The sequence below is a fragment of the Phenylobacterium soli genome (genome assembly GCF_003254475.1).
Taxonomy (GTDB): Bacteria; Pseudomonadota; Alphaproteobacteria; order Caulobacterales; family Caulobacteraceae; genus Phenylobacterium; species Phenylobacterium soli.
In genome coordinates this window covers 54632-67831 of the sequence record NZ_QFYQ01000001.1, presented here as the reverse complement: position 1 = coordinate 67831, position 13200 = coordinate 54632, and the positions used below count along the sequence as shown (strand labels likewise).

Below are 13200 nucleotides of genomic sequence, written 5' to 3'. Positions count from 1 at the left end.
GGCTCAGATCGAGCGGGCGACCATCTCCTTCATCACCTCGCTGGTGCCGCCATAGATCCGCTGGACGCGGGCGTCGCGCCAGATGCGGGCGATGGGGTACTCGTTCATGTAGCCGGCGCCGCCGTGCAGCTGCAGGGCCGTGTCGCAGGCTTCCCATTGCAGCTCGGTGTGGAACAGCTTGGCGGCCGAGGCTTCCGCCGCGCTGAGCTTGCCTTCCATGTGCCGGGCGATGCACCAGTCGAGGTGCGCCCAGCCGGCCTGCAGCTTGGCCTTCAGGGCGCCCAGGGTGAAGCGGGTGTTCTGGAAGTCGAAGATCGTCTGGCCGAAGGCCTTGCGGTCCTTGGTGAACTTCACCGCCTCGTCGAAGGCGCGCTGGGCGCCGGCCTGGCCCGACACGGCGATGCCGAGGCGCTCCTGGGGCAGCTGCATCATCAGGTAGGGCAGGCCCGAGCCTTCCTGGCCGAGGCAGTTGGTGATCGGCACCCGCACGTCCTCGAAGAACAGCTCAGAGGTGTCGGCCGAGTGCTGGCCGATCTTGTCGAGGTTGCGGCCGCGCTTGAAGCCATCGCGGGTGGCCTCCACCAGGATCAGCGACACGCCCTTGGAGCCGGCGTCCGGATCGGTCTTGGCGACGACGATCACCAGGTCGGCGTTCTGGCCGTTGGTGATGTAGATCTTCGAGCCGTTGACGACGTACTCGTTGCCGTCGCGCTTGGCGGTGGTGCGCACGCCCCGCAGGTCCGAGCCGGCGCCCGGCTCGGTCATGGCGATGGCGGTGATCACCTCGCCGGAGACCATCTTCGGCAGCCACTCGCGCTTCTGGTCCTCGGACCCGTAGTTGGCGATGTAGTCGGCGACGATGTCCGACTGGAGGGTGATGCCGGCGCTCGACCCGGCATAGGCCAGCTCCTCGTCGATCACCGCGTTGTAGCGGAAGTCGAGACCGAGCCCGCCGTACTCGGCGGGAACGCCCGGACACAGCAGGCCGGCCTCGCCACAGGCGCGCCAGAACTTGCGGTCGACGATGCCTTCCTCTTCCCAGCGGTCGAGGTTGGGGATTAGCTCCTTCTCGAAGAACTTCCGGACCTGGTCGCGGAAGAGGTTGAGCTCTTCGTCGTAGATCGTGCGGGTGTCGGTGGTCAGCATCGGGGCCTCGTTGTTTGAGGACGCCCTTAGCTCCCTGACGCAGCGTATGGCTAGAGCTGGCAGGCTGCGACGATTTCGGCGCGCAGCTCGGGGATCCCGGTCCCCTTGGCCGAGGAGGTGGCCAGCACCCGCGGGAAGGCCGCGGCGCGCTTGGAGATCTGGGCCAGGGTTTTGGCGACGACGGCGTCCACCTCGGCCGGCTTCAGCTTGTCGGCCTTGGTGAGGATGATCTGGTAAGAGACCGCGGCCACGTCGAGCGCCTCGAGCGCCTCCTCGTCGACCTTCTTGAGGCCGTGGCGGGCGTCGATCAGCAGATAGGCGCGCTTCAGGTTCGGCCGGCCGCGGAGGTAGTCGCGGCCGAGGTTCTGGAACTTCCGGGCGGCGTCGCGCGCGACCTTGGCGAAGCCGTAGCCCGGCAGGTCCACCAGGCGCAGGACCTCGTCGAGGACGAAGAAGTTCACCTCGCGGGTGCGCCCCGGCTCATTGGACGCCCGCGCCAGGTGCGTGCGTCCGGTCACCGCGTTGATCAGCGAGCTCTTGCCGACGTTGGAGCGGCCGGCGAAGGCCACCTCCGGCAGGTCGGCGGCCGGCAGGTCGTCGATCCGCACGCAGCCCATCATGAACCGCGTCTCGCGGGCGAAGAGCTTGCGCGCCGCCTCGAGCGCCTCGGCGTCGAAGATCTCGTCCGTGGGCTCGCTCACCCGGCCGTGCTCGGCTTGCCGGTCAGCCGGTTGATGATCCGGTCGATCGGGTTGTCCACCTTGTAGCGGCGCATGATCACGTACTGCTGCAGCGTCGTCAGCACGTTGGACCAGGTCCAGTAGATCAGGAGGCCGACGGCGAAGGGCGCCATGATGAAGGTGAAGATGATCGGCATCAGCTGGAATATCCGCTGCTGGGCGGGATCGGGCGCCGGCGGATTCATCGAGGTCGTCAGCCACATGGTCACGCCGTAGAGCAGCGGCAGGATGCCGATGTGCAGGGTGGTGTCCAGGAAGCCGCCGATCAGCGGCGTATGGGCCGGGTTCCAGGGGATCAGGCCGAACAGGTTCCACATGGTGGTCGGATCGCGCGCCGACAGGTCCTTGATCCAGCCGAGGAACGGCGCGTGGCGCATCTCGATGGTGACGGTCAGCACCTTGTAGAGCGAATAGAAGACCGGGATCTGCAGGAGGATGGGCAGGCAGCCCGCCAGCGGGTTGACCTTCTCGCGCTGATAGAGCGCCAGCATTTCCTGCTGCTGCTTCGCCGGGTCGTCCTTGTACTTCTTCCGCATCTCCTCGACGAGCGGCTGGACCTTCTTCATCTTGCTCATCGACTCGTAGGACTTGTTCGCGAGCGGGAAGAAGATGAGCCGGACCACGACGGTGAGGACCAGGATGGCCACGCCGATCGAGGCGACGTTCTGGTTCAGGAACAGCAGGAACGAGAAGATCGGCCGGGTCAGGAACCACAGGTGGCCCCAGTCGACCGAGTCGTCGAAGCGCGGGATGCCGAGGTTCTTCTCGTAGCCGGCGAGCACGGGCACGACCTTGGCGCCGGCGAAGAAGCGGGTGGTCTCGGTGGTCTGCTGGCCCGGCTGGATGGTGCGGGGCTGGCCGACCACGTTGGCGTCGAACACGTCGATGCCGGCGGTCTTGGTGTCGCGGAACTGGCCGGTGACCTTCTCGCTCTGGTTCGGGACCAGGGCGGCCAGCCAGTACTTGTCGGTGATGCCGACCCAGCCGCCATGCGAGGCGATCTCCGGGCTGCCGCCCTTCTTGGCCCAGTCCTTGTACTTGATCAGCGTCAGGGTCGGCTTGTCGGTCCCGAGCGCACCGACGGCGCCCTCGTGGACGATCGAGCTGGCGCGGCTGTCGGTGGTCGGCAGGCCCTGCCGCTGCACCGAGCCGTAGGGGGCCAGGACCAGGGCCTGCGGGCCCGCATTGGCCACGGTGTCGGTCACCGTGAACATGAACTTGTCGTCGACCTCGACCTTGCGGGTGAAGGTCAGGCCCGCGCCGTTGGCGTAGGTCAGGACCACGGGCTGGCCGGGCGCCAGGGTCGAGCCCTGAGCCAGCGTCCAGACGGTGTCGGCGGTGGGCAGGCCCGGCACGTTGGCGCCGGTCCAGCCGAACTCGGCGAACCAGGCGTGCTGGGCGCCTTCGGGGCGCAGCAGCTCCACCGGCGGGGAGTTCTTGTCCACCGTCTCGCGGTACTGGTTGAGGTAGAGGTCGTCGATCCGCGCGCCCTTCAGAGAGAGCGAGCCCTTCACCGAAGGCGTGGCGATCGCCACGCGCGGGCTGGCGGCCAGCGCGGCCTGCCGGGTGAGGGTGGTCGGGACCTGGACGGGCGCGCCCGGCCGGGCGGCGGCGGGCCCCTGCGCCTGGGCGACGGCCGCAGCGTGCTGCGCCTCGGCCTGGCGGCGTTTGGCCGCCGGCTCCAGGACGAAGAAGTTATAGAGAAGGAACAGCCCGAAGGCGCACACGAGGAAGATGATCGTGTTGCGGGATTCTTCTTGCATCGGCGGGCGCGCGCTCAATCGGTTTTCGAGGGGAGGGCGGACGAGGTTGGCTCTTGCGTCCGGCGGTCGCGTTCGGCGGCGAGCCTTATCAGCGCGCTTTTCACATCGTCAAGCAAACGGGGCCAGGGTCGCGTGGTCACGCCGCCGCGGGCGATGAACACATAGTCGAAACCCGGCACGGCCAGTTCGGGCAGGAGCAGGCGGGCGGCCTCGCGCATCCGCCGCTTGGCGCGGTTGCGGACGACGGCGCCCCCGATGCGGCGGGTGGCGGTGAAACCCGCGCGGACCAGGGGCTGCTCGTCACGGGGGCGAGCCTGAACGACGACGGCCCCCTTCGCGCACGAGGGGGCTTGCGCGCAGGCCAGGAAGTCGGCGCGCTTCTTCAGACGTTCGATGGCGAAGGCGGCGTCGGCCATGCCGACAGCCTATAGCAACGCGTCGTTAGGCGCTCAGGCGCTTGCGGCCCTTGGCGCGACGACGGGCGAGCACCTTCTGTCCATTCTTGGTGGACATGCGCAGGCGGAAGCCGTGACGGCGCTTACGCACGAGTCGGGACGGCTGATAGGTCCGCTTCACGAGAGGGCTCCGGGGTCGAAAATCGAGCGGCGGTGGATAGTGGAATGGTGGGGCCCTGTCAACTCGCGCCTAGCCAAGATTGCGCAGAGCCGTCAGCGGCCAGAGCCGGCGGGGGTCGGCCATGATCGCCTCATGATGGCGGAAGGCCTGCCAGACCGCGTCGACGACCTCCGATCCCAAGGGCGTCGAGCCGTCTCCGAACAGCAGGCTGTCGATATCGAGGGCCACAGCCCGCCGACCGAGCTCGACTCGCCAGGCGTCGTCGCGGATCAGCCTCAGGGCCGCGGCGACATATCCCGCCTCGTCCTGGGCGATGAGGGCCTCCGGCATACCCACGCGGCGCAGGATCATCGAATCCGTGCGGCTGTGGGGCTCGGCGCCCTCCAGGGCCACGACCGGCAGCCCCTGGCGCAGGGCGTCCACGACGCTGTGCAGCCCGCCGAACGGGAAAGGGCTGAGGACCAGGTCGCAGCGGTTCAGCGCCTCGGCGTAGTCCTGCGCGGAGGTCCGGCCGTGGATCACCGCCTTGCCGAGGAAGGGGCTCGCCGCCTTCAGCGCCGCCAGCCGCACGCCGCCGGCGTTCGGGAAGACGTGCAGTTCGATGGCGCGGCCGGCCTCGTCCAGGATCCGCCGCAAGACCGCGAGGTAACCCGGATTGAGCTTCAGAAGGTTGCTGGGGATCGCGACCCGCAGCGGCTCGGGCCGCTCGCGGATCTCCGGCGCCGGCGGGGCGAAGCGCGGATGCCGTTCGAAGCGCAGGCTGGCGTCGGGCAGGGCCAGCACCTTCTCCGAGAAGAGCGCCGGGTCGGAGACGTAGCCTTCCTCGGTCAGGTAATAGTCCATCTCCGGAATGAAGGTGGAGGCCGAGTGGCCGAGGGCCGTCATCTGGATGGGGGCCAGGCGCAGATTGGCGAGTAGCGGGCCCCAGCGGGCCATGCCGACGCTGGGCCAGAAGACGATGTCGGGCGCCTGGGCGGCGACGAAGCCTGCCACGTCGCCGAGGAAGCTCGGCGGGCCGTAGGGATCGAAGCCGAAGGTCTCGTCGAAGAGCGGCCGCACATGCTCGTCGATTTCGCCTTGCGGCGCTGCGAGGACCAGGCGGAAGCGGGTGCGCAGCTGGCGCAGGTATTGGCCGAAGTAGCGGTACTGGACGTGGCCGGAGCGTATCACCTCGGCCACCACCACCATCGTCGGGCGCTCCGGCCGGGGCCGCGGGCTCGCCGGCTCCGGAAGGGCGAAGCCGATCTCCGCGTTGAGCCGGCGCAGCACCTGGTTGAAGACCGCCTTGATCCGGTGCTTGCCCGGTCCAGAGGCATAGCTGCAGATCATCCAGGCCGAGGCGAGCACGGCGACCAGGGTCATCCGCGGCGCCAGCCGTGCGCCCGCCAGCCGCTCGGCTGCGGCCAGCAGGGCCTCGCGACGCGCGGCGCCGAGCGGGGTCAGCACGGGCGAGGTCGACAGCAGGCTCGCCGTGACGAGCAGGGCTTCGTCCGCCGGCAGGTCGAGGACGTCGGCGGCCGAGAGCGCGTTGGCCGTGTCCAGGCCCTGCAGGGCCTCGATGCGGCGGCGCAGCCCGACCGGCAGGCCAGGCAGGCGCGCGCCGGCAGGCGTCATCGCCTCGAGGGCGAAGGCCGTGCTGCCGAAGCCGCTGGCCGCGAACAGGCTGCCCATGATGGCCCGGTTGATGACCAGCGACTGGGCCTCGGCCTCGCTGAGCGACAGGTCCGGATCGCCGAGCACAGCGGCGATCGCGGCGGCGAGGCGCGTGTAGGCGGCGGCTTCGGTCTCGGCGCCGCCGACCGGCTGGACGCGCTCGAGCGCCGCGAGGGCGCCGAGGACCAGGTCGACCCGATCGGCGCCGCGCCCATAGGCGGCCCGCTCCAGGGCCTTCAGGTCGATCATGGATCAGTCCGCGAGGGTCACCACGACCGGCCCGCGCCGGGTGGCGACGAGGGTGTGCTCGTACTGGACAGTCGGCTCGCGGCCGAGCGGGCGCAGGGTCCAGCCGTCGCCGGTCTCCTCCACCCAGTCGCCCCCCAGGGACAGGAAGGGCTCGATGGTGAAAACCAGGCCCTCCTGGATCACCCGCCGGTCGCTGGGGTCGTGCCAGGTGGCGATCTCGGTGGGATCCTCGTGCAGGCTCCGGCCCACGCCGTGGCTCGCCAGGTTGCGGATCAGGCTGTAGCCGTTCTTCCGGGCGAAGGCCTCGATGGAGCGGCCGACCTCGTTCAGCCGGCCGCCGGTCTTCACCGACCGGATGCCCGCCCACATGGCCCGGCGCCCGTCGCGGCACAGGCGTTCGATGCGCGCCGCGGTCGGCGGAACGGCGAAGCTCGCGCCCGTGTCGGCGAAGAAGCCGTCCACCTCGGCCGAGACGTCGATGTTCACCAGATCGCCGGCTTCCACGCGGCGATCGCCCGGGATCCCGTGGGCCACGTCGGGGCCGATCGAGATGCAGGTCGCGCCCGGGAAGTTGTAGGTGAGCTCCGGCGCCGATCGCGCGCCCTCCTTGTCGAGCAGATCGCGGCCGATCCGGTCGAGCTCGGCGGTGGTGATCCCGGGCTCCAGGGCCTGGCCCATGGCGGTCAGGGTCCGCGCAACGATGCGGCCGGCTTCCTTGAGCTTCTCGAGCTCGTCCTCGTGTCCGACGGTCATTCTAGAGGTCCGGCCTGACGATGGTCTTGCCCACGACCTTGCGGTCGGCGAGGGAGTCGAAGGCGGCGCGCCATTCGGACAGCGGATACTCCTTGTCCACCCGCGGGCGGACCTTGCCCTCTTCGGCGAGCTTCCAGATCGCCTCGTTGTTCTCGCGGCCCTTCTCGGGGAACTGGCGACCGTACTCGCCGGCCCGCACGCCCATCACCGAGAAGCCCTTGATGAGGGCGATGTTGACCGGCAGCACCGGCAGCCGTCCCGAGGTGAAACCGATCGACAGGATGCGTCCGCCGAATGCGATGCAGCGGATGCTCTCGTCGAACACATCGCCGCCCACCGGATCGTAGATCACGTCGGCCCCGCGGCCGCCGGTGATCTCCTTCACCCGCTCGCGGAAGCCGCCGGTGACGTTGACGATAGCGTCGGGGGCGTACTCCTTCTGAAGGATCGCCAGCTTCTCGTCCGAGGCGGAGGCGGCGATGACCTTGGCGCCGAGCACCTTGGCGAGGTCGACGGCGGCCAGGCCTACGCCGCCGGCCGCGCCGTGCACCAGAACCCATTCGCCGGCCTGCACCTGGGCGCATCGGACCAGGGCCACATAGGCGGTCAGGTAGGCCACCGGATAGCCCGCCGCCTGGGAGAAGGAGAGCCCGTCAGGCTTTCGGCGCAGCCCCGCCGCCGGCAGCACCGCGTACTCCGCCATGCCGCCGCGGCCGCCGCCGGCCACCGGATCGCCGACCTTGAACTGGGTGACGCCCGCGCCCAGGGCGTCGACCTCGCCGGCCAGCTCCATGCCGGGCGTGAACGGCACCGGCGGCTTGTGCTGGTGCTCGCCACGGGTCTGCATAAGGTCCGGGAAGTTCACCGCCGCGGCGTGGACCTTGATCCGCACCTCGCCTGGCCCGGGCTCGGGCACGGGAATGTCCTTCAGCCGGCAGCCGGCGTATTCGGGGGCGAGTTCTTCGACGACAAGTGCGCGCATCAGGCGATCCGGCCTTCGAAGCCCTCGCGCACCAGCCCGGCGATCTCGCGGCAGGCGGTGTCGGCGCAGGGCACGGCGCCGGTGAAAGCGGTGAATCCATGGGAAAGGCTGTCGTAGCAGCGATAGACCATCGGCACGCCCGCCTCCTTGAGCTTGCGGGCGTAGGCCTCCCCCTGGTCGACCAGGGGATCGAAGCCGGCGGTGACGACGATGGCCGGCGCGAGGCCCTTGAGGTTCTTCTCGGCCAGCGGCGACAGTCGCGGGTCGGCGGGGTTGTCCTCGGGACCCATCAGGTGTCCGGCGAACCAATCCAGCAGGGGGCGGTTCAGGGGGTAGGCGTCGCCATAGATGGTCATCGAGGCGCTTTCACAGGCCACGTCCACCCACGGATAGACGAGGAGCTGGAGCGCGGGCTGTGGCTCGCCCGCCTTCTTCAGCGCCTGGCAGACCGCCGCCGCGAAGCCGCCGCCCATGGAGTCGCCGCCGATCGCCACCAGCCCTTTGGGCGCGCCGAAGCGCTCGGTGTTCTCGCGCGCCCAGCGGTAGGCGGCCAGCACGTCCTCGAGCCCCGCCGGGAACCGGTGCTCGGGAGCCAGCCGATAATCCACCGACAGAATCGGGGCCCGCGCGCATTTGGCGATGATCGAGCAGAAGACGTGGCTGGTCTCGAGACTGCCGATCACGCCGCCGCCCATGTGGGCGTAGACCATCAGCGGGGCGGCCGGATCCTGTACCTCGGGGCGATAGGCCCGCGCCGGAATGGCGCCTCCAGGCCCGTCGACGGTGAGGTTCTCGATGCGTACGCCGGGTTCAGGCGCGCCGGTGACCAGGGCGACCCCCGCATCGTTGGCCTGACGGGCGGCTTCCGGCGACAGGGTCTGCATGGGTGGCGCGTTGCGGCCCTGCGCGGCCAGGAACTGGATACGGGGATCGAGGGTGCGGCCGCCCTGATAGACCACTCCGCCGCCGGACATCAGCCGAAGGATCGGCGACGGCAGGCTGAGCAGCTTATGGGCGATGAAACGTTGCGTCGCCACGCTGGCCATCAGTCGCCCGCCTTCGGAAGGCCCTTGAGGCCGTTGAGGATCATGGCGGCGGCGAACTTGGCCGCCGCGCGCGTGTCGATGGGCCGGCGCTCGAGCATCTTGTCGCCGATGTCGCGGGCCACCGCGATCGCCGCCGCGGCCATGTAGTCGGGATCGGCCGCCAGGCTGTCCCGTCCGGAGATGGCCTGCTCCATGGCCGCCCGGACCTCGTTGAACACCGCCGCCATCTCCGGGGTCTCGCCCTGGATGTGCAGGTGCGGCTCGTCCGGCGGCCGGCGGGCCGCCCAGTTGCGGTGCTCGTCCGCGAGGAATTCGAAGTAGGCCTCTATGGCCTTGCGCACGAAGACCTCGAAGTCCGGCGACTGGGCGCGGATCGCCTTCAGTTGCGGGGCGAAGCGGCGCGCGCCCTCGTCGGCCAGGGCGGCGAACACCTCCTCCTTGGAGCGGTAGTAATTGTAGAAGGTGCCTGCCGCGAGGCCGGTGCGCCGGATGATGTCGCGCACCGTCGCGGTCTCGTAGCCGAGTTCTCCAAAGACCTCGCGGGCCGCATCCAGGATCGCCTGACGGTTCTGGACCTTGGTCTGCTCACGCTTGCCGACCGGGAGATAAGCGACTTGGGACATTCGTATCCGCGAGAGACTCAAAAATGACGCGCGTCACTCTAGCGGACGCCGGCCGGCAAAGCCAACCGGCGAGTTCCGCTGGAGGCTTCAGACGGTGCGCTTGGCGCGGTCCGCCTCGTTGGCCGACTTGATCGACTCGCGCGCCGCCTCCCATTCCTTGTCGCCCCAGGCCGCGAGGCGGTTGAACCCGCCGCCACCCGCCAGATGGCTGCCGCCGTCGATGGCGATGGTCTGGCCGTTCACATAGGCCGAACCGGGATCGAGCAGATAGACGGCCAGATTGGCCAGCTCGCGCATCTCGCCGTTGCGGCCGAGCGGGATGGTCGGGTCCTTCGTCTCGCTGGCCGTGGTCGAGCCCGGGTTGAGCCGCGCCCAGGCGCCTTCGGTCGGGAAGGGCCCAGGGGCGATGGCGTTGAAACGCACGCCGCGATTGCCCCACTCCACGGCCAGAGATTGGGTCATGACGTTAAGCCCCGCCTTGGACATGGCGGAGGGCACGGTGAACGGGCCGCCGTGCCAGACCCAGGTGGTCAGGATCGAGACGACCGAGGCGTGCTTGCCCTCGGCCAGCCAGCGCTTGCCCGCGTCCAGCGTCACGAAGAACGAGCCGCGGAAGACGATGTTGGCGATGGCGTCGAAACCGCGCGGGGAGAGGTCCTCCGTGCGGCTGATGAAGTTGCCGGCAGCGTTGTTGACCAGGCCCGTCAGCGCCCCGCCATCGGCCCACACCTGGTCCATGGCGTCATGGATGGCCTCCGGCACGCGGATATCGCAGGCCATGCCGACCAACCGGCCGCCCGACGTCGGATGGGCGTCCATCAGCTCCTTGGCGGTTTCCTCGACCACCCCGCCGCGGCGGCCCCAGATGTAGACCTCGGCGCCCAGCATCAGGCAGGCCTCGGCCATCACCTTGCCGAGTCCCGTGCCGCCGCCGGTGATCAGGATCCGCTGGCCCTTCATCAGGCCGTCGCGGAACATCAGGTCATTCCTGGAAAGCTCGGCCATGGCGTCCTCCCTATGTCTGACGCCTATCCGGAAGCCGTTCCGCTACGTCCGTCAACGGCGCTGCGCGGGCGCGACGGCGGCCTTCGCATGCTGTATGCGCAGGCCGGCCATGGGTGCGTCCTCATCCGAAGATCTCGGCGCGGCGCTGCAACTGCGCGAGGCCGGCCGCTACGCCGAGGCGGAGCGGGCGCTGGAAGCATGCGTCGCGGCCCGCCCGCAGGACCTCGAAGCCTGGGCGGCGCTCGCGCATGTGCGCCTGCTGCAGAACCAGATCGGGACGGCCGGCGAGGCGCTGGCGCAGGCGCTCCGTGTCGACGCCGCAGCGGCGCCGGCGCTCAGGACGGCCGCCCGGCTGGCCCTCGCGGCCGGTGACGTCCAGGCCGCCATCGGCCATGCCCGAAAGGCCTGTGCGGCGCCTGACGTCCACCCCGAAGACCGGCTCGTGCTCGCCATGGCGCTCGCCCGCGCCGACCTGCTCGACGAGGCGGTGGCGCTCGCCGACGAAGTGCTGGCCGAACCGCCGCCGCGGGCCGAAGCCCACGTGGTGCGGATGCAGGCGCTGAGCCGCCAGGGGCGGATGGCCGAGGCGGTGGCGGACGGCGAGGCCGCCATGCGGCTGAAGCCGCACCTGCCGCTCTGGGGATCGATCGGCGCGCTGCAACTCGCACTCGGCCGGCATGTCGAGGCCGCGGTGGTCCTGCGCCGCGCGGTCGAGCTCAATCCGCGAGATCTCCAGGCCCTGGTCAATCTGGGCGAGGCCGAGCGACGCTCGGGGCGCCTCGTCGAGGCCGGCGAGGCCCTGGGCCGCGCCACCGAACTCGATCCGGCCTCGTCCGTGGCGTGGGGCAACCTCGGCGCCGTCCTGCAGCAGCAGGGCCGGATCGAAGCCGCCCGCGGCGCCTACGATCGCGCCCTGGCGCTCGACCCGGGCGCAGCGGCGGTCATGGTCAACCTCGGCCGACTGCTCGCCGACCTGGGGCGCTACGGGGAGGCGGAGCAGAGCTGCCGTCGCGCCATCGAGCGGCGGCCGGATCTCGCCGTCGGCCATTACGTCCTCGCCGGCGTGCTGCGCGCCACTGGGCGCATGGCCGAGGCGGAGAGCGCCTACGGCCGGGCGCTCGCGCTGCAGCCCGGATTCGACGAGGCCGAACTCGGGCTCGCCGAGGCGCTCGCCGAGCAGCTCAAGACGGAGGAGGCGCGGGCGCGGTTGGAGTCGGTGCTCCAGCGGCGGCCGAGCCTCGAGGTCTTCCTCCAGGCTCGCCTGACGCTGTCGGTCGTCGCTCCCTCGAAGGACGCCATCCTCGCCGAGCGGGCCCGCTTCGCGGCCGGCCTCGAGGAGGCGCTGCATTGGCCCGGCGAGGTCGTCGACGGCGCCCGCCTGGTGGCCAGCGACTGGTTCTACCTGGCCTATCACGGCCTCGACGACCGGCCGCTGATGAGCGCCCTGGACCGCATGTTCACGGCCAAGGCGCCCGGCCTCGCCTTCGAGGCTCGCGGCCTTGCGGCGCCGGCTCCGCTGACCGGACGGCGGATCAGGGTGGGCTTCGTCTCGCAGTTCCTCTGCAATCACACGATCGGGCGGGTCTATCGCGGGCTGATCGCGGCGCTCGACCGCAGCCGGTTCGAGATCATCATCGCCCATCTGCCCAAGACCCAGGCCGATCCCCAGCGCGCGGCGATCGACGCCCTGGCTGACCGGGTGATCGATCTTCCGCCGGCCCTGGTCGAACAGCGCCGCCTGCTGGCCGAGACCGCACTCGACCTGTTGTTCTTCACCGACGTCGGCATGGCGCCGGCCAGCTATCTCCTGGCCCGCTCGCGCCTCGCGCCCGTGCAGGCGGTGGGCTGGGGTCACCCGGACACGACGGGCCTGAAGACGCTCGACTATTTCGTGTCCTTCGACGGCGCCGAACCGGCCGGTGCGGAGGCCTTTTATGAGGAGCGGCTGGTGCGCCTGCCAAGGCTCGCCTGCTTCTACGACCCGCCGGCCAGGCCCGCCCGGCTCGACCGCCAGACGCTCGGCCTGCCCGCGCAGGGCGCGCTCTACGGCTGCCTGCAGAGCCTGTTCAAGATCCACCCCGACTTCGACGCCGTGCTCGCTGAGATCGCCGCCCGCGACCCCACGGGCTGGATCGTCTTCGCCGAAGGCCCTCAACCGGCCTGGAGCCAGGCCCTGCGCCGACGCTGGGAGACGAGTGCGCCTGGGCTCGGCGCCCGAACGGTCTTCCTGCCGCGGGCGCCGATCGAGCGCTACCTCGCCACTCTGGCCGAGATGGACATCCTGCTCGATCCGCCTCACTTCGGCAGCGGCACCACCTTCTTCGACGCCATGATGTGGGGCGCGCCGGTGCTCACCTGGCCGGGCGGTTTCTCGCGCGGGCGGATCGTGGCGGCGCTCTATGAGCAGATGGGCGCCGGCCGCGAGCTGGTGGTCCAGCGCCTGGACGACTACGCCGCCCGCGCGGTGGCCCTGGCGGCGGACAAACCACAGCTCTCGGCGCTGCGCCGGGAACTGGAGACCGCCGCCGAGCGCAACCTGTTCCGCGATGCGCGTGCCGTCCGCGCCTTCGAAGCCTTCCTCCTGGCGGCGGTCGACGCCGCCGCCGACGGCCGGCAGCTCGCGTCGGGTTGGCGTCCCGCTGCGTCATTCGCGGTAGGGTGAAC

The 13200-nt window shown here is 70.3% G+C and carries 12 protein-coding genes; 1 reads left to right on the top strand and 11 read right to left on the bottom strand.

Going from position 1 to position 13200, the window contains the following annotated elements:
- Positions 1 to 3: 3 nt before the first annotated feature.
- From DJ017_RS00350 to DJ017_RS00300, 11 genes are all read right to left on the bottom strand, one after another.
- A complete protein-coding gene (locus tag DJ017_RS00350; protein ID WP_111526842.1) occupies positions 4 to 1146 on the bottom strand; it encodes an acyl-CoA dehydrogenase family protein in 1143 nt (380 codons plus the stop codon).
- 50 nt (positions 1147 to 1196) lie between these two features.
- Positions 1197 to 1766: a ribosome biogenesis GTP-binding protein YihA/YsxC gene (gene yihA / locus DJ017_RS00345; RefSeq protein WP_227000188.1), complete on the bottom strand. Its 570-nt coding sequence runs from the start codon at positions 1764 to 1766 to the stop codon at positions 1197 to 1199.
- A 77-nt stretch (positions 1767 to 1843) separates the two neighbouring features.
- Positions 1844 to 3649 carry a membrane protein insertase YidC gene (yidC, locus tag DJ017_RS00340; protein WP_111526841.1) on the bottom strand — a complete coding sequence of 602 codons (1806 nt, stop codon included), beginning with the start codon at positions 3647 to 3649 and terminating at the stop codon, positions 1844 to 1846.
- 14 nt (positions 3650 to 3663) lie between these two features.
- Positions 3664 to 4065: a ribonuclease P protein component gene (gene rnpA, locus DJ017_RS00335; protein ID WP_111526840.1), complete on the bottom strand. Its 402-nt coding sequence runs from the start codon at positions 4063 to 4065 to the stop codon at positions 3664 to 3666.
- 25 nt (positions 4066 to 4090) lie between these two features.
- Positions 4091 to 4225 carry a 50S ribosomal protein L34 gene (gene rpmH / locus DJ017_RS00330; protein WP_111526839.1) on the bottom strand — a complete coding sequence of 45 codons (135 nt, stop codon included), beginning with the start codon at positions 4223 to 4225 and terminating at the stop codon, positions 4091 to 4093.
- A gap of 69 nt (positions 4226 to 4294) precedes the next feature.
- Positions 4295 to 6127: a tetratricopeptide repeat protein gene (locus DJ017_RS00325; protein ID WP_111526838.1), complete on the bottom strand. Its 1833-nt coding sequence runs from the start codon at positions 6125 to 6127 to the stop codon at positions 4295 to 4297.
- A gap of 3 nt (positions 6128 to 6130) precedes the next feature.
- On the bottom strand, positions 6131 to 6880 hold the full coding sequence (gene map, locus DJ017_RS00320) for a type I methionyl aminopeptidase (protein ID WP_111526837.1): 750 nt from the start codon (positions 6878 to 6880) through the stop codon (positions 6131 to 6133).
- A 1-nt stretch (position 6881) separates the two neighbouring features.
- Positions 6882 to 7862: an NADPH:quinone oxidoreductase family protein gene (locus DJ017_RS00315; RefSeq protein ID WP_111526836.1), complete on the bottom strand. Its 981-nt coding sequence runs from the start codon at positions 7860 to 7862 to the stop codon at positions 6882 to 6884.
- Positions 7862 to 8908 carry an alpha/beta hydrolase gene (locus tag DJ017_RS00310; RefSeq protein ID WP_111526835.1) on the bottom strand — a complete coding sequence of 349 codons (1047 nt, stop codon included), beginning with the start codon at positions 8906 to 8908 and terminating at the stop codon, positions 7862 to 7864. The genes DJ017_RS00315 and DJ017_RS00310 overlap by 1 nt, the downstream gene beginning before the upstream one ends.
- Entirely contained in the window at positions 8908 to 9531 is a 624-nt protein-coding gene (locus DJ017_RS00305; protein ID WP_111526834.1) for a TetR/AcrR family transcriptional regulator, read from the bottom strand. Before DJ017_RS00305 ends, DJ017_RS00310 begins: the two co-directional genes overlap by 1 nt.
- An 87-nt stretch (positions 9532 to 9618) precedes the next feature.
- Positions 9619 to 10536 (bottom strand): SDR family oxidoreductase, encoded by a 918-nt coding sequence (locus tag DJ017_RS00300; RefSeq protein ID WP_226999963.1) that lies wholly within the window; start codon positions 10534 to 10536, stop codon positions 9619 to 9621.
- Between the two features lie 94 nt (positions 10537 to 10630).
- Here DJ017_RS00300 and DJ017_RS00295 point away from each other — a divergent pair, with 94 nt between their 5' ends.
- Positions 10631 to 13198 (top strand): tetratricopeptide repeat protein, encoded by a 2568-nt coding sequence (locus DJ017_RS00295; protein WP_165830480.1) that lies wholly within the window; start codon positions 10631 to 10633, stop codon positions 13196 to 13198.
- The last annotated feature ends 2 nt before the right edge of the window (positions 13199 to 13200 follow it).